Annotated in this window: 13 protein-coding genes; 5 read left to right on the top strand and 8 right to left on the bottom strand. The window is 65.7% G+C overall.

The annotated features are described in order from the left end of the window. Positions 1–73: 73 nt before the first annotated feature. Positions 74–658, bottom strand: coding sequence for a hypothetical protein (locus LG3211_RS09415; RefSeq protein ID WP_057942604.1), 585 nt, complete (start codon positions 656–658; stop codon positions 74–76). A 475-nt stretch (positions 659–1,133) separates the two neighbouring features. On the opposite strand from LG3211_RS09415, the gene LG3211_RS09410 reads away from it, so the two are divergent. Next, positions 1,134–1,970 carry an amidohydrolase family protein gene (locus tag LG3211_RS09410; protein WP_222837591.1) on the top strand — a complete coding sequence of 279 codons (837 nt, stop codon included), beginning with the start codon at positions 1,134–1,136 and terminating at the stop codon, positions 1,968–1,970. Positions 1,971–2,034: 64 nt separating this feature from the next. Here the strand turns inward: LG3211_RS09410 and LG3211_RS09405 are convergent, their stop codons facing one another. The 3 genes from LG3211_RS09405 to LG3211_RS09395 all read right to left on the bottom strand — a co-directional run bounded on the left by LG3211_RS09405 (position 2,035) and on the right by LG3211_RS09395 (position 7,257). Next, a complete protein-coding gene (locus tag LG3211_RS09405; RefSeq protein WP_057942603.1) occupies positions 2,035–2,955 on the bottom strand; it encodes a M14 family metallopeptidase in 921 nt (306 codons plus the stop codon). Positions 2,956–3,441: 486 nt separating this feature from the next. Next, positions 3,442–5,502: a M13 family metallopeptidase gene (locus LG3211_RS09400; RefSeq protein WP_057942602.1), complete on the bottom strand. Its 2,061-nt coding sequence runs from the start codon at positions 5,500–5,502 to the stop codon at positions 3,442–3,444. Between the two features lie 342 nt (positions 5,503–5,844). Continuing rightward, positions 5,845–7,257 carry a hypothetical protein gene (locus LG3211_RS09395; RefSeq protein WP_057942601.1) on the bottom strand — a complete coding sequence of 471 codons (1,413 nt, stop codon included), beginning with the start codon at positions 7,255–7,257 and terminating at the stop codon, positions 5,845–5,847. A 449-nt stretch (positions 7,258–7,706) separates the two neighbouring features. On the opposite strand from LG3211_RS09395, the gene LG3211_RS09390 reads away from it, so the two are divergent. Beyond that, positions 7,707–8,549, top strand: coding sequence for a class I SAM-dependent methyltransferase (locus LG3211_RS09390; protein ID WP_057942600.1), 843 nt, complete (start codon positions 7,707–7,709; stop codon positions 8,547–8,549). Between the two features lie 45 nt (positions 8,550–8,594). Here the strand turns inward: LG3211_RS09390 and LG3211_RS09385 are convergent, their stop codons facing one another. After that, complete coding sequence (locus tag LG3211_RS09385) at positions 8,595–8,846, bottom strand: hypothetical protein (protein ID WP_148648823.1); 252 nt, start codon at positions 8,844–8,846, stop codon at positions 8,595–8,597. Between the two features lie 272 nt (positions 8,847–9,118). On the opposite strand from LG3211_RS09385, the gene LG3211_RS09380 reads away from it, so the two are divergent. Continuing rightward, positions 9,119–10,144 carry a VOC family protein gene (locus LG3211_RS09380; RefSeq protein WP_057942598.1) on the top strand — a complete coding sequence of 342 codons (1,026 nt, stop codon included), beginning with the start codon at positions 9,119–9,121 and terminating at the stop codon, positions 10,142–10,144. 89 nt (positions 10,145–10,233) lie between these two features. Here the strand turns inward: LG3211_RS09380 and LG3211_RS09375 are convergent, their stop codons facing one another. Beyond that, positions 10,234–11,445, bottom strand: coding sequence for a glycosyltransferase (locus tag LG3211_RS09375; RefSeq protein WP_237049862.1), 1,212 nt, complete (start codon positions 11,443–11,445; stop codon positions 10,234–10,236). A gap of 201 nt (positions 11,446–11,646) precedes the next feature. After that, positions 11,647–11,859: a hypothetical protein gene (locus LG3211_RS09370; RefSeq protein WP_057942596.1), complete on the bottom strand. Its 213-nt coding sequence runs from the start codon at positions 11,857–11,859 to the stop codon at positions 11,647–11,649. Positions 11,860–12,760: 901 nt separating this feature from the next. Between LG3211_RS09370 and LG3211_RS09365 the strand changes: the two genes are divergently transcribed. Both LG3211_RS09365 and LG3211_RS09360 read left to right on the top strand, forming a co-directional pair. Continuing rightward, positions 12,761–13,975, top strand: a complete 1,215-nt coding sequence (locus LG3211_RS09365) for an alpha-lytic protease prodomain-containing protein (protein ID WP_083512420.1) — start codon at positions 12,761–12,763, stop codon at positions 13,973–13,975. A 702-nt stretch (positions 13,976–14,677) separates the two neighbouring features. Beyond that, a complete protein-coding gene (locus tag LG3211_RS09360; RefSeq protein WP_057942594.1) occupies positions 14,678–15,892 on the top strand; it encodes a S1 family peptidase in 1,215 nt (404 codons plus the stop codon). 75 nt (positions 15,893–15,967) lie between these two features. Here the strand turns inward: LG3211_RS09360 and LG3211_RS09355 are convergent, their stop codons facing one another. Continuing rightward, a complete protein-coding gene (locus LG3211_RS09355; RefSeq protein ID WP_148648822.1) occupies positions 15,968–16,762 on the bottom strand; it encodes a hypothetical protein in 795 nt (264 codons plus the stop codon). Positions 16,763–16,902: the final 140 nt, after the last annotated feature.

Genomic DNA, 16,902 nt, shown 5'->3' with positions numbered 1-16,902 from the left:
GAACCGGCCCGACGACATCGGGCCGCTCCCATCGCCCATGGGAGCGGCCCGGCGCCACCGCTGAACTGCATCGTTACGGCATGGGCAACCACACGTTGCCGCCTGGTTCCTGATAGTCGGTGATGTACGCATAGGGAATCGAGGTCAGGAACGCCACCTCGGTCAGCCCGACCGCGCCGACGCCGGTCAGGGCGATGAGCTGCGAAGCCGGCATGGTGGCGCCGTCGAAGACCAGATTGGTGCTTACCGCCGAGGCCAGCACCGCGGAGTTGTTGCCGACCGGGATTACCGCGCCGCGTCCGTTGCGCTGGTAGTTCAAGGTCATGGTCATTCGATAGACGTAACTGGTGCCGTAACCGCCCGCGGCCGGACTGACGTCGGTGGAGATGTGCACGGTGTCGTGGCTTTTGCCTTTCTTGATCTCGGCCATCAAGGTCAGCAGGTTGATCGGGTTGTTGCTGTTGAGCGCCGCCTGCAACGGCGTGGTGTTGGCCGGCGGCGGCAACGCCACCGGCGCGTACGGCGGCGGCTGGCCCATGCAGCGATTGACCAGCGCCACGGCCAGCGGCTGAGTCAGCGGAACCCAGGCGTTGAAGCCGCCCGCGGCCTTGATGTCGGCGGGGGGCCGGCTGTCGCCGCGGTACAAATTGATAGGCATGTCGAAACTCCTTCTGCGCTCCCTGACGGGAGCCGATGCGATCGGGTTCGGAGGGGATGCGGCCTCGCGGGGGATGCGCGGAGCAGCGAGGTCTGCGGGTGTGGCGTTCAAGGACGAGTGCGTGCGGCGCGGATTCGCCGGCGAAGCGGTTCGCGCCGTGTCGAGCGGCCCGCCCGCTCCGGCGCATCGAATGCCGCGCCGCGCGCACTGGTTCAAACGCGAACGCATTCGCGATGTGAAGACGGCTGGGTGCGGTCAGTGCGCGCAGGCAAGCCGGTCGGCGGGCGGCGCGCGCTCGACTCTCCGTCGCGCGGATGCAGGCCGGTTCGCGCCGCATCGCAGCATCGGATTTGCCTTGAGCGAAAAGGCATGCGATATGGCTCGCAGCCCGACTCGCTCCCACGCGCGCGCCGCGAGGTTCGCTGGCTATCAGGACATCGGTCCACCGCTGCGCATTTCCGACGAGGCCCGCCCCATGATCAAGCACGCCATCCTGGGTTTGATGTTGTTCTGCCTGCCGCCGCTCGCCCTGGCCCAGGACGAAGTATTCGACGTCCACGTCCATCTGTGGCACGGCGAGAAATCGCTCAAGGAGTACTACGCGCAACTGGAGGCCGAGCACCAGCCGGTCGCCCGCCACAGCGGCATCTACATGGCGATCAAGGGCGAAACGCAAGAGAACCGGCGCAAGAACGACGAGCTGATCGCGCTGTCAAAGCGCTACCCCAAGCTGATGCCGATCGCCTCGGTGCACCCGCTCGATGGACAGGTCGCCATCGACGAGCTGAAACGGCTGGCCGGGCTGGGCGTGAAAGCGCTCAAGCTGCACCCGCACACGCAGCGCTTCGACATCACCGACCCGCAAGTGCGCGCGCTGTGCAAGCTGGCCGGCGAGTTGGGCGTGGCAGTGTTGTTCGACAACTTCAACATCGTCCCGGGCGACAACCAGAACCTGTTCAACCTGGCGGTGGGATTGCCCAAGACGCAATTCGTCTTCGCCCACATGGGCGGCCTGGATTTCCGCTTCTGGAACAGCCTGTTCCTGGCGCGCACGGCGAAGGATTTCTTCTTCGACAACATCCACTTCGACATCTCGGCCACCGTCGCGCTGGTGGCCGATTCGCCGGTCGAGCCGGAGTTCGTGTGGACGATCCGCAGTGTCGGCATCGACAACGTGATGCTCGGTTCGGACTATCCGCAACTCTCGCTCAAGCAGGCCGGCGACGCCTTGGAAAAGCTGGATCTGAGCGTGGAAGAGAAACGCAAGATCCGCTGGGGCAACGCCAACAAGTTGTTCGGCGACAAGCGCTGAAGTCGTCGCCGCGGACGGGCGGGTTCGCGCGTCGATCGACCCAGGCCGATCGACGCGCCCCGGATCAGGCCCGCGCCAGGGCGAAATCGATCGCCGCGCATACCGCCGCCGCCTGCGCGGCATTGCATTGCTCGGGCGTAGCGCGCGGGCTGTCGGGATAGACCTCGGTGGTGGTGCGGTAACGGGCGTTGGTGATGCCGGCGCACAGGCCCAGCGAACGCACCGGATAATTGATCACGCCCGGAGCGACGACCGTCGCGCCGATGATCTCGCCCTTGGCGTCGGCCGGGGCGATGTGGGTGATCATCGCTACCGCCGCGATCACCGCCTGCTGGAACTCGGGCTGCGGGTCTTCGCTGTCGCCGACCAGATAGAAACCGTCCGGGATTTCGCCCGGCTCGTTGGGCTTGCCGTCGCGCGCGGCCAAGGCCGGGCGGAACTCGGATTCGTCCGTGTCGGTGGTCTCGTGCAGGTCGATGTGCATGAGCACGCGCTCGCGCCACGGCGCCACCAGCGCGATGAGCGCGGCCGATTCCTGCGCCGGGCTGTTGTCGCGGAACGAGCGGTTGGGATCGATCGCGTCGATGTTCCAGCGATGAATGCGCTCGTAGGCCCACGGGCTGACGCAGGGCGCGACCAGCAGATTGGCCTTGCCGGCATAGTCCGCGGCATGACGCTCGAGGAATTGCAGCACGCCGTGCACGCCGCTGGTTTCATAGCCGTGTACGCCGCCGGTGACCAAGAACGTCGGAAGATCATCCCGCCAGTCCCTGCTTTTGATCGCGAACAGTGGATATCGGTCGGGCGCGTAATCCAGTACGCCGTACTCCACCACATCGAAACGCGAGCGCAGCTTGTCGATCTTGCTCACCACCTCGGCTTCGTAGCTGCGATGGCGGACTTGCCGCGAGCGCCATTCGGCGATCTCCGCCGGCCCCCAGGGCTGGCCGGGCGTACCGATCGGGTAGAAGGCTTGGCTGGTCATCGCGTCGCTCGCTTGGCTGCACTACGGGAGAACCCGGGATTTTATCACCGCCGCTGCCGTACCCAGGCCGTTTTCGTCCGAGGCCGCGCGCGGAGCATTGGCTGAGGCCGGAATCCGCCCGGGCGAATCCACGGCACGCGACGATGAACTCCCGCAAACGGGAGAGGGCTAAACAGAACCTGGATCTCCCTCTCCCGCACGCGGGAGAGGGGCTAAACAGAGCGGTGACTCCCTCTCCCGCTTGCGGGAGAGGGCCGGGGTGAGGGAATGAGCGCCGCAGGCGCGAATGCTGTTGCTTCTGCTCTTGCTTCAAGTTCTGCCGCTGACCGCGCCCTCACCCCAACCCCTCTCCCGCAAGCGGGAGAGGGGCTAAACAGAGCAGTGGCTCCCCTCCCCCGCGCCTCGAAGGAAGTCACCTCGGATGGCAAGCGGGAGAAGGACTGAGTCGGCGCTCCCGCGAACGGATCTCAGCAGACCTTCATTTCATCACCAGATCCGCACCCGCTGATCCGGCGCCACATACAACTTGTCGCCCGCCTTCACATCGAACGCCTGATACCACGGATCGAAGTTGCGCAGCGGGCCATAAGCGCGGTACTGCCCCGGCGAATGCGGGTTGGTCTTGATCAGGTTGAGCAAGGCCTCATCGCGATACTTGCTCTTCCACACCTGGGCCCACGACAGGAAGAAACGCTGATCGCCGCTCACGCCGTCGATCACCGGCGCGGGCTTGCCGCCCAGGCTCAGCTGGTACGCGGTGTAGGCCATCGAAACGCCGCCCAGGTCGCCGATGTTCTCGCCCATCGTCAGCGCGCCGTTGACGCATTGGCCCGGCAGCGGGCAGAACGCGTTGTACTGCGCGCCCAACGCCTTGGTGCGCTGCTCGAAGCCGGCGCGGTCGGCGTCGGTCCACCAGTTGCGCTGGATGCCGGCGTAATCGGACTTGCTGCCCTGATCGTCGAAGCCGTGGCCCATCTCGTGGCCGATCACCGCGCCGATGCCGCCGTAGTTCACCGCCGGATCGGCGTTGAGATCGAAGAACGGCGCCTGCAGGATCGCGGCCGGGAACACGATCTCGTTGAAGGTCGAGTTGTAGTACGCATTGACCGTGTGCGGCGTCATGAACCACTCGTCGCGATCCGGACGCGTGCCGATGCGGCGGACCTGGTCGTTGCGGCCGTAGCGGCGCATCTGCATCACGTTGGCCATCAGGTCGCCCGGCACGATGGTCACGCTGGAATAGTCGCGCCACTTGTCCGGATAACCGATCTTGGGCCGGAACGTGGACAGCTTGCGATAGGCCTCGGCCTTGGTCGCATCGCCCATCCAGTCGATCTTCTCGATATTGCTGCGCAGCGCGGTGCGCAGGTTCTCCACCAGCGCCTGCATCGCCGCCTTGGCCTGCGGGGAGAAATTCTTCTCGACGTAGAGCTTGCCCATCGCATCGCCCAGGCCGTCGGTGCCGGTGACCGCGGCCACTGCGCGCTTCCAGTCGTCGCGCTGCGCTTTCTGCCCGCCCAGCACGGTGCCGGTGAAGGCGAACGCGGCGTCGTCCATCTCGCGGCTGAGCAGCGGCGCGTTGCCGCGCACGGCGTGGAAGGTCAGGTAATCGCGCCACACCGGCAGCGGCGTGCGCGCGACCACCTCGATCACCGGCTGCACCGCGCTCGGCGTGACCACGTTGACGCGGTCCAGCGCCGGCAGCCCCTGCGCCTTGGCCTGCGCGGCCCAGTCGTAATCCGGATACTGCTTCGTCAGTTCGGCCAGGGTGGCGACGTTGTAGGTCTTGTCGCGATCGCGCAGTTGCGCGCGTTCCCACTGCGGCTTGGCCAGCTCGGTCTCCAGCGCCAGCACCGCCTGCGCGCGCGCCTTCGCGTCCTTGACGCCGGCGAAGCCGAGCATGCGCTCGATATGGGCCAGATAAGCGGTGCGGATGCCGGCGAAGCGCGCATCGGGGTTGAGGTAGTAATCGCGATCGGGCAAACCCAGCCCACCGACGCGCAGACCGACCAGATACTGGTCCGGGTCCTTGCGATCCAGCTCGACGTTGAAGCGCAGCGGCGCCGCGCTGCTGTCGAGATCGCTGTTGCCGAAGGCCTCGATCAGCGCCGCCTTGGAGCTGATCGCGCCGATCCGATCCAGCACCGGCTGCAGCGGCGCGATCCCGGCGGCGTCGCGCGCGGCGCGGTCCATGTAGCTGGCGTAGTAGTCGCGCAGCTTCAGCGCGTCGCTGCCGCGCGCCAGATCCTTGCGCTTGTGCAGCGATTCGATGATCGCGTGCACCTGCGCCTCGGACTGGTCGCGCAGGATGTTGAACGAGCCGTAGGTGGTCTCGTAGTCCTTCAACTGGTAAGTATCGAGCCAGTGACCGTTGACGTAGCGATTGAAATCGTCGCCCGGCTTGACGCTCTTGTCCTGCGCGCTGAGGTCCACGCCGAAGCTGCCCAACTGCGGCTTGCCCTTGGCCGCGCTGTCGGCGGCGTGGGCGGACGGAACGGCCAGCGCTGCAGCCAGCGCCAGGCCCAGACTCATACGTGAAAGCTTCATATGCGATCCCCTGATGGAAAGAGTGCAGCCTAGCGCAGCGGGACGGGAAGTGTCGCGGGCCGTTGCGGGGGAGCACCCGATCGGCCTGCGGGACTTGGCCAACGGCTAACCGCCACAGCCGCCGATCGAAGGCCGAATTTTTTCGTTCGCCGTGTCGATCGGGCGCCGCTGGATCCGGTCGTATCCGATAGAGCGCCGCCAGTCCTGGCAAAACCATCGCGTTACGCGCCCGATTCCGGCCTGCCCGCGTGTCGGCAAGACCGGCACGACAACGGCGCGATCGTAAACCGCGCTGGAAGCGCCGCCTCTTCCACAAGCCGGAAGAGGCGGCGCGTTTATGCCTTACGGCGAGAAGTACGACGAGACCTTCGACCAGACACCGCTAAGTTGCGAGAAATAATCCGGCTGATCCGGCCCGAGCAGACCACTGGCCTTGCAGGCCGAGTCGCCGCCGACCAGGCCACCGCGCAATTGGTACTCGCCAGTGGCGTTCACGGTGAACAGGCCCGAACCCGACGACCCGCCTTCGCCGACGCCGGTATTCCACTGCACCTCGGTCACCGGCGTGAACCAGTAGTACGAGGTCGACGTATCGGTCACCGTGCCCAGCGAATACTTCTTCAAGTCCGCATAGGGATGATGGATCGTTTCGAACGCGGTGCCGGTGGCGGTCAACGCGGCGTTGTTCCAGGCGGCGTAGAACGCGCCGGCCGGCGGAGCGTTCTTGAGTTCCAGCAGCAGGGTATCGCGGTTGGTGTTGGCATAGCGCAGATAGGCGCCGCCGGTAACGGTCACCGCCGACGGGCTGAGCGTGTCGGTATCGCACCTGACGGAATCGAAGAACCAGTACGTCTGCAGGCTGTTGGCCACGGTCTGCGTGCTGAAGCAGTGCGCGGCGGACCACAGCAGGTGGCGCTTGGGCGTGTTGCTGTTATTGAGCAAGGTGCCCGTGCAGTAGTAGGTCTCGCCGTCCGTGTCGGTGAACGCCATCCGCGCGACGGCCTTGCTGACCGCCACGAAGCCGGGGGAAGGATCGACCCGGCACACCACGTCGCGTTCGCATTCCTGGCTGCCGCCGATCCCGGCAACGCCCACCTCTTTGGTTATGGCGCTCGAGCTCAGGGACGGGTCCACGTCCAGATGCGAAAGCTTCGGCACCTCCAGAGTGAAGTCGCCGGGCCGCTGTCCGGGCGCCAGCTCGACTTCCACCACGATGGTATCGCCGGCCACGATCGCCGACCAGCCGATCTGGTCGCCGGCGAAGGCCTTGCCGCTCTCGCCGAACACGCGGCCATCGTTGCCCGCGAAGCGCAGCGATACCGCCGCGGGGTCCGCGCCCCGACGGCCGTTGCCGCGCAGGCGCAGGCCGGCGCGCAGCGCCACCGCCTGGGACGAGGTAAGGCTGAAACGGGCGCCGCGCGAGCCGTTGGCGAGCGTCTGCCAGTCCAGCGAATTCAGATCGATGCGGCTGCGCTCGACCGTGCGGGCCATGCCGATGCTCAGCGGCTTGCCGTGTTTGCCCTGCAGCGCGCGTCCCTCGCGCAGCGCGGCCAGCATTTCATGGGTCGGCCGGCCCAACTCGACGATGCGGGCGATGGCCGCCTTGCTGGTGGTCGCGAAGTCGTCGGCGCCGAACGCGCGCGCCAACGGCTTGGCGGTGACCCGCGCGGAGCCCATTTCCTCCGCGGCGGCGGTGCCCGCCAGCCCCGACACACTGGCCAGCATCGCCAGGCAAAGCAGATTCTTATGTTTCATAACGAACAGTTCCTCGAGTGCGATCGCGGGTTGGATATCCCCTTCTCCAAGCCGCGACCAAGCCATGCGATTTCACGGGGACATGAGCGCAAACGGATCGGCTCCGGAACCGCCCTACCTCGCGTGTGCCGTTCTGGTGGCCTGGTGAAACTCGGGCTTCATCAACCGTGACAGGAATCGCAAAACCAGCCCATCAAAGAACATCAAAGCGCAGCCGACGCAATTGCAGGCAAATTCGATATCGTGTACGCGCAGATCACATCGGCGATTCATTCATCTCACCGGCAGTCAACAAATTCCGGCTGTCGCATGTGTGGGCACGAGTACGCGACGCGCTTGCCGGGCACTGCGATGCGCGACTGCGTATCGCCGAACCGACTGCTCCTGCAGTCGAGATATCCGTCCCAGCCCCGTAAGCTTCTCCCTCCTTCCATCAGGCGCGATCCGCGATGCCGCATTACTCAGGCCCCCTGCTCACCCTTCCCGCGGCCGAAGCCTTGCGCGCCGCGCGCGAAACCGGCGCGCCGGCGTGGAGCGGTTCGCTGGATCTGGGGCGTTCGAACGGCGAAGTGCGGCTGCAGGCCGATGCCTGGCGGTGGCGCGAGCGCGAGTACCCGTATCCGCCCGCGCTCAAGGACCGCACGATCTATTACTGGGACGGCGAGGACTTCGCGCCGGTGTCGCGCTTCTCCGGTTCGCTGATCAAGCTGGTGCCGACCGAGTGGGGCCCGCCTACCTTCGAGATCGACGGCATCAAGATGTTGCCGACGATGAAGGCATCGCCGCTGGAGGACGCGCGCGCCAAGGTGGCGCTGATCGAGCCGCGCGGCAAGCGGGTGCTCGATACCTGCGGCGGGCTGGGGTATTTCGCCGCGTGCTGCCTGGAAGCGGGCGCGGCCGGCATCCACTCGTTCGAGAAGAACGAAGACGTACTGTGGTTGCGCACGCTCAACCCGTGGTCGCCCGATCCCGACGCCGACGCCAGCGGCGGCCGTCTGCGCCTGACTCATGCCGATGTGTCGCAGGCGATCGCGCAGATCGCCGACGCCTCAGTGGACGCCCTGCTCCACGATCCGCCGCGATTCGGCATCGCCGGCGAGTTGTATTCGCAAGCGTTCTACGATCAGCTGGCGCGCGTGCTGCACCGCGGCGGACGCATGTTCCACTACACCGGCAGCCCGAACAAACTCACCAGCGGCCGCGATGTCCCGCGCGAAGTGGCCAAGCGCCTGGAAAAAGCCGGGTTCAAGGCGCAGCTGGCGCTGGACGGCGTGTTGGCGATCCGGCGCTGAACGTTGTTCCAGGCGATCCGACCGAGCCGGGCTGCCGCGCTCGGATCACGGCACCTCGCATGTCCAGATCGAATCGGCCAGCCACAGATTCGCGCGGGTGACATGGTTGTAGATCTCCTCCACCGGCGTCCCGCCTTGCGCGGAGCATTTGCCGACCGCATCGGCGCGGGCGTCGCTCAGGGCGATGCCGGGGTCGTAACTCTGGCCATAGCCGCTGACGGTGACGACGCCGGCCTGGGCGCCGCCTGAGACCGACAACAGCAACGCTAAAGCGATGACGACGCAATGCTTCTTCATGGTCGTGCTCCCGAGGGTGAGTCCGGAGCATTCGAGCATGCGCCAGGGAGGCGACCGTGAAAATCGGGTAAGCGGACCGTAAACAGATTCGCTATGCCGGCTTCAGCGAAGCGCACGGACCCGTTCACTGAAGCGGGCCCATTCCCGCCCACCGCGATCGCACCACGCAAAATCATCCATCCATGTCCGCCACCGGCCGTTTGTGCTCGCCTGCGACCCGCGCGTCCTCGCATGCTGCGCGGCAATCGCACCGTGGCCACTAGGAAGTCGGAATGAAGTTCCAGCGCAGCAAACGCATCGCCGGCAGGTTCGTCCTGCTGTCCGCCCTGATCCTGGGCATCGCCCCATCCGCCGCCAGCGCGGCCGCACCGCCCGAACACAGCAACGAGATCGACCACGCCCTGCTGTGGGGACGCGACATCGACCAGATCAGCGCAGTCATGGCAGTGAAACTCGGGTTCCAGGTCCGCCCCGGACGCAACCCCGACGGCGTCGCCAACCGCTATGTGCGCATGGCCGATCGCAGCTACATGGAGTTGTTCGGCATCGTCCGCGCCGACGCCGCGATGGACCCGGGCATGAAGGCCGACCAGGCCTCGCTCCGCGGCGGAGCGGGCGCACGCACCTTCGGCCTGCGTTCGACCGTGCTCGAACAAGCGCATGCGTTCGCGCAACAACAATCCCTCGCGCCCACGCCGATCTTCACCGCCGCGCTCAACGACCCGGACGGCGACGGCCCGTCGGCGCCGCCGCGCTGGCGCCTGTTCGCCTTCGAACACGCCCCGCTGTCGAGCAACCTGTTCTTCATCGACTACGCCACTCTCAAGACCACGCCGGCGCGCGTGTCCGAGCACAAAATCGCGCCGCAGCACCCCAACGGCGCGCAAGCCTTGACCTCGATCTGGCTGCTGTCCGCCGACGCCGACGCCGACCGCAAACAATTCGAGCGGCTCGGGCTTGCCGGCGCGAAGCCCATTCGCTTCCCGCAGATCGCCGCGCAAGGTTACTGCGTACCGGTGAACGGCAAACGCCTGCTGGCGCTGCAACCCGACGGCCCGGGCATCGCCGCCGACGCCCTGCGCGAAGGCGGCCCGCAATTGCTGGGACTCAGCATCGGCGTGGCCGATCTCGACATCGCGAAAATCCGCGTCGAACGCGGGTATGAAACCCAGCTCACCGGCTATCGCGGCGCACTCGGTGAAGCGTTTCTGGCGCCGACCCAGAGCGATCTCGGGTTGCTGATCGAATTTCATGCTTCGTCTAAGACCGCCCCGGCTTGCAGCGGTGGCACCGGTTGACGGCTCGGACTGAGTCGTCGTAATCCGCCGACTCAGTCCAAACCTTGCCGACACCGCTCCAATGCGTTTTGGGGCGGTGCCTCTTGCCGTCAGCCGCGGCGCTGCCCCTGCCCGAACGCATCGACCAACAACTTCGCCGCCACTTCCGCGCCGTCGATGCGGATCATGCCCGCCACCGCGCTGGCACGTGCGCGAACCCCGCGGCTCAACACCGTATCGACCGCAGCCGAGAACGACTCCATGCTCGGGCTCGGCCCGGCGTGCGCGACGCCGATGCCCAGGTCGGCGACGCGACCGGCCCAGTACGGCTGATCGGCGATCTGCGGCACCACCACCTGCGGCGTACCCGCACGCGCGGCCGTCGTGGTCGTGCCGGCGCCGCCGTGATGCACGACGACGGCGACGCGGCGGAATAAGGCCTGCTGGTTGACTTCGCCGACGACGAAGCAATCCGCGCGATCGTCGCTCAAGGCCAACTCGGCCCAGCCTTGCGAGAGCAATACGCGATGGCCCTGCGCGCGGATCGCCTCGATGACCACGCGCGCCGATTCCTTCAACCCCTGCATCGGCATGCTGCCGAAGCCGACATACACCGGCGGCGCGCCGGCATCGAGGAACGCGAGCAGTGCATCCGGCAGCGGACGTTCGTCGGGCAGGATCCACGCGCCGGTCTGCACGACCTCGCGCAGGCTGGTCGGCGGCCACGGACACAGCGTCGGGTCCGACGCCAGCCACGGGCGCTCGGTCAGGACGTGATCGCGGACGTTGTCCACCGGCGGCAGACCGACCGACGCGCGCAGATGGTTGATGCCGGCGCCGAACAAGGCGTTCTTGGCCTGAATGTCGAACTCCCACAGCTGCTTGTTGTCGCTCACGTCCGCCGGCAGCGGATGGCCCGGATACTCGTAAGGCCGCTGGTGTGAGGACGGCAGGAACAGCGGGCAATAGGCCGCGTACACATAGCCGATGCCCATGCGCTCGGCCACCGAGCGCGCGGCGGCGGTTGAAGGAAACAGACCGGCCGCGACGATGGCATCGCAATCTTGCGCGGCCGCGCAGATCGCTGCGTACTGCGAGGCGACGATCCGGGCCGCGTGCGTGGCGATCGTCTCGCCCTTGCGTTCGGGCGGTTCCGCCGCCTGCCGCTTCAACGCTTCGCCGACCCACTCGCGTACCGAGGAGAACGCCGGCGCCAGCGGCACCCCGGCGCGTTCCAGCAGCTCCGCGAATTCCTGATCGGGCGGCGCGCACACCCGCACCTGCGCGCCGAGCGCCTGCAACTGCGCTCCAAGACCCGCCATCGGCTCGACATCTCCGCGCGACCCGTACGTCGATAACAAAATACGCATTTCGCTGCTCCCAATCCGCCGGTTTCGGCGTAGGGCGCGGATTGTGTTGCACGCCAAGGGCCTTGCCGCAATCCCCCCGGCGCGCTATAAATTGATGGTGGGAACAGGGCCGAACGTGGCCGATTCAATCGAACCCACGCTCGATCGCCTCTTTCAATCGTCCGGCTGCGAGTCCTCGCCCGGCAACGGCTGATGCCCCTTTCCCGGCGGCAAGTCCGCATTCTGAACATGCTTGCGTTTGGCCTTCGCGTCGTCGGACAACGGATTCTCGCCCGGGAGTGGCTGATGTCCCTGCCCGCCCGGCGGCCCGTCCCCGTTCCCTTGTCGCTGCTGCTTCGGCCCGGTCTGCTTCGTGTCGTTGCCCATCTGAGTCGTCCTCGTAAGACGTCGGCTCCGGCTGGATCCGGCGGTGGTTCACGCTGAGGGCTGGGCGGTTAATAGCGGGTCTAATCGAGGTGGGCCGCTCTTCACGGGTAGCGAACATAGGCTTGCGGTTCGCGTCGAGTCGCATTGCGTCGCATGCGTAAGTACACATCGTCTTCATTGAAGGATGCGCGGCGGGCGGGACGCGTTGACCGGCCGAGCATCGATGCCGATGCTATTGAAACGCAATGGCACTGCGTATCAACACGACGCCCGTAACTTATCGCTGCGTCACCGCGATCCACATCTATCCTCTGCCGACGGAACCGCAGTGAGTGCAAGGCTCGACTTCGACAACACTCATCGGATGAAGAAACTCGCGCAATTCGATTCGATGCCAAAGCGTACTCAGCAATGGATATCGGCATCTCAACACAACACCCGAGTCGCTATCTGCTCGCTGAGTGCAAAGACAATCGCGAAGAAATCCGGATGCACCGGGACATTCGTACTAAGGCATAGCCGCAGAGTCTTGCGCTAAAAACCCCGAGCGATCCAAGCCAAATCGCTCCGACACGATAACGTGTCTACGTCACATCGGTTCATGTTCCAAAACATGATCGAAGCGCAGCCACACGCCGCGCAATGAACGTCGCACCCTGCACACGCCTCATTCGGCAAACAACGAATGCAGAAAAGTGTGCGCCAAACCGCGCTTTTTATGTGGTTTCCAGAACCACCGATGACGTCTCACTTTCCGCGTAGGGGTGCGGCGATGAGGGCCCGTTCTAGTCAGTGCGGCCCGACTGAGCGTTAGACATTTCACTGCACACATCCGCGACTTGCCCCAGGCCCGCCGCAACTTCTGTTCGCATCCCTCTCTTTGCTTAAGGAGCTTTTGGATATGCGTAAGTTCAGTATGTCGGTTCTCGCTGCCACCGTAGCCATGACCGTATCCGGCGCGGCCTTCGCCGCCGACGATCTCTCCCCCGCGTTGAAGACGGCCATGCAGCGCGATCTGGGTTTGTCCAGCACGCAGCTGAGCCAGTACCTCAAGGTCGAACGTCTGGCCGAGCAGCAGGAAAAAACCGTGCAGGCGCAGTTGGGCCGCAACTTCGCCGGTGCGTGGGTCGAGCGTAAGGCCGACGGTTCCTTCGGTTTCGTCGCGGCCAGCACGTCGATCAAGAACGCCAAGGCCGTCGCCGGTGTCGAAACGCGTCAGGCGCGTCACAGCCTCGCCGCGCTCAATTCGGCGAAGGCACAGCTCGACAGCCTGCTCGCGCGCAGCGCCAAGGTGCCCAAGGGCGTGTACAGCTGGACCGTGGATTTGCCCAGCAACAGCGTTGTCGTCGGCGTCGCGCCGGGCGCGGAAGAAGCCGGTGTCGATTTCGTCGCCCGCAGCGGGCTCGATGCGCGCGTGGTGCGCTTCGAAACCTTGAATGAAGCGCCGCAGCGCCGCATCGCCGTGCAAGGCGGCCGCGGCATGCTGCGCGATCCCGGCGACGGCTATCTGTATGCCTGCTCGGTCGGCTTCACCGTGACCAAGGGCAGCACGCCGGGCTACGCCACCGCCGGCCATTGCGGCACCGTGGGCGAGATCGTTTACCAGGAAGTCTCGCAGTGGAACCCGGGCGTCCGCGTCGGCACGTTCTCGGCTTCGACCATGCCCAGCGGCAGCCAGACCGGCCCCGATCGCGGTTGGGTCAAGGTCGATACCACGCACACGCTGTCGCCCAGCGTCTACGGCTACGGCAACGGCGATGTCACCGTGCGCGGCAGCACCGAAGCCGCCGTCGGCGCCGCGCTGTGCCGTTCCGGCCGCACCAGCGGCTGGCATTGCGGCGCGATTCGCAGCAAGAACAACACCGTGTCGTACGTGGACGACGCGGGCAATCCGGACGGCACCGTCACCGGCCTGACCCGCACCAGCGCCTGCGCCGAAGGCGGCGATTCCGGCGGTTCGTTCATCACCGGCGCCGGCCAGGCGCAGGGCGTGCTCTCCGGCGGCAGCGGCAGCTGCTCGGGCAGCCAGGGCAACAACGGCGGCGGCAACAGCTACTACACGCCGATCAACTCGATCCTCAGCGCGTATGCGTTGACCTTGCGCACCAGCCCGTAATCCATCGTTGACGAAGTGCGAGTCGAGCGCCCCGGGATTCCGGGGCGCTTTTTTTCGTCCGCGGAGACCGCGACCACGACAGGCGACGATGCGACCGCTGTGCCGCGTGCCGCGTGCCGCGTGCCGCGAACAAAACGCGAGCATGCGATCGACCGGGCGAGCCATATCGCGGCAGCGATCCGCATCGCCCGGCGCTCGCAAGAAACAGATGGCGCGGACCGCAGGCGTTTGACAGCGGCAATCGTCGTCGCGATGCCGGGGTATCCGTTCGCCGCCCGGGACGCGCGACCGCAAAACATCCGGACAGCGAAAAGCCCCCGCGCCGAGCCTCTCAGCGGATCGGCGGCGAGGACGCAGCGGGCTTCACGCTCTAATTCAAACGACCCCGGCTAACGCCGATCGCGGCCGAGCCGGACGCCCGCCGCCGGGTCGCCAAACGCCGCCCCACCACCCGCGACAACGGTCGAGCCACGATCGCGATGCCATTCATGTACCAAAACCCACACCCGGCACTCATGAAATGCGCCATCCATCGCACAAAAAACACGCCATAAATCCCAGTCGCGCGTAGGGGGGTGCCAATTGGTAGCCGTTGTAACCATTACGGCCCGCCAAAACGTTGCCCCAACGCCAAAGGACCGGCGCCAGCGCCCGGCGGGTCGCCACTGCAGTTCGCGTCCCTCTTAGCCCAGGAGTTTCGGAATGCGTAAGTTCAGTCTGTCGATCCTCACCGCCACCGTCGCCATGACCGTCTCCGGCGCGGCCCTCGCCGCCGACGACCTGGCCCCCGGCCTGAAGGCGGCCATGCAGCGCGACCTCGGCCTGTCCGGCACCCAAGTGACCGAGTACCTCAAGGCCGAGCGCCTCGCCGCTCAGCAGGAAAAAGCCGTGGAAAAACAGTTGGGCCGCAACTTCGCCGGCGCTTGGCTGGAACGTAAGGCCGACGGCTCGTTCGGCTTCGTCGCCGCCACCACCTCGATCAAGGCGGCCAAGGCCGCGGCCGGCATCGAAACCCGCCAGGCCCGCCACAGCCTGAGCGCGCTCAACGCCGCCAAGGGCCAGCTCGACAGCCAACTGGCGCGCAACGGCAAGGCGCCCAAGGGCGTGTACAGCTGGGCGGTGGACCTGCCGAGCAACAGCGTGATCGTCGGCGTGGCCCCCGGCGCGGAAGACACCGCCGTCGACTTCGTCGCCCGCAGCGGCCTGGACACCACCGCCGTGCGCTTCGAAACCATGGCCGAAGCCCCGCAGCGCCGCATCGCCATCCAGGGCGGCCGCGGCTACCTGCGCAACCCGGGCGACGGCTATCTGTACGCCTGCTCGGTCGGCTTCCCGGTGACCAAGAGCACCACCCCGGGCTTCGCCACCGCCGGCCACTGCGGCAACGCCGGCGAAGTGGTCTACAACGAAGACTCGCAGTGGGTCCCGGGCGTGCGCCTGGGCGCGTTCGCCGCCTCGACCATGCCCGACGGCAACGAGACCGGCCCCGACCGCGGCTGGGTCCAGGTCGATAGCACCCACACCCTCTCGGCCAGCGTCTACGGCTACGGCAGCGGCGACGTCACCGTGCACGGCAGCACCGAAGCCGCCGTCGGCGCCGCGCTGTGCCGCTCCGGCCGCACCAGCGGCTGGCGTTGCGGCGCGATCCGCACCAAGAACGTCACCGTGTCCTACGTCGACGACACCGGCCAGCCGGACGGCACCGTCACCGGCCTGACCCAGACCACCGCCTGCGCGGAAGGCGGCGACTCGGGCGGCTCGTTCATCACCAGCGCCGGGCAAGCGCAGGGCGTGCTGTCGGGCGGTAGCGGCAGCTGCAAGGGTCGGCAGGGGCGCACGGGTGGCGGTAACAGCTACTACACGCCTATCAATTCGATCTTGAGTGCGTATGCGTTGACGTTGCGGACCAGCCCGTAAGCGATCGCGAGTCAGGTGTAAAACATGAGCGCCCCGGAAATCCGGGGCGCTTTTTTTTGAGATCGAGAATGACGATCAGGGCGGACTTCCCACACTCGTTTGCGTGGTCGCCGCGCCTTTGCCCTCGGGCGCGAACTTCGGGTTAATGGGAGATCGCACTTCCATACCGGAACGTTCCACTTGCCGCACCATATTCAACTGCGTATCAAAGAACGCGATTTGTTCCGACGACGTCGCAAGCACGAATCCAGATGCGATCTTCCGGTCATCCTTCCAAAACTCGGAGCATGGATTGTTTGCGAGGCATCCTTTTTCGAAATTGGATGCGTCCCTGCTGGCGGCCTCTTCACCAAATTTCTCCCCCATCACTCCGGGGATAAGGACTATCAAAATAGTGCACATCACGAGCAAGTAGCTGCCGCTCCAGCCAAGCCCGGAGAAGAGAAATGACTCAATTAAGAATCTCGGCCATTTTGCCTTCTTGGACGGTTGAGCGCTCACGTCCGCTCTGATCTTCTTCGCCCGCTCAGGCGACTCTAAAAAAGATCTCAATCGAACGATCACGACAGCAACAGTCAATAAGAGCAAAAGCCAGAGGGATGGCCAGCTGAACACAGACTTCGCCAGTGACGAGCTGAGTTGAACGATCGAGTAGTACCCGCTGACCATCAACCAATCGACTTCACGCTTGAAGCTGTCAGGGTCGACATTAAATGCACGCAGATAGCTTCTTTGCGCGATGTATCCGCACAGGTGAAGGAACACGCCACCCAATGAAGCAAGAACGGCCCCAATAGCCAACAGCTTCGCCGCGGATGAAAGCACGCGACCACCCTTTCCCTCTTCGACACCTTTGATATCTTCATCCATCTGATTGCGCTCCATATACAAGTTGTTCTACTCAAGCGTCTCACAAGATACGGCAACACCGCTGCGCGCTCGCCCTTCCGGCATTAAACCAGCGCCCTCACTCTTCGGCGGATACGGGCCACTCCCTCAACTGTCGCCGT

It is taken from the genome of Lysobacter gummosus, assembly GCF_001442805.1.
GTDB lineage: Bacteria > Pseudomonadota > Gammaproteobacteria > Xanthomonadales > Xanthomonadaceae > Lysobacter > Lysobacter gummosus.
This window is presented reverse-complemented; position numbering and strand designations above follow the sequence as displayed.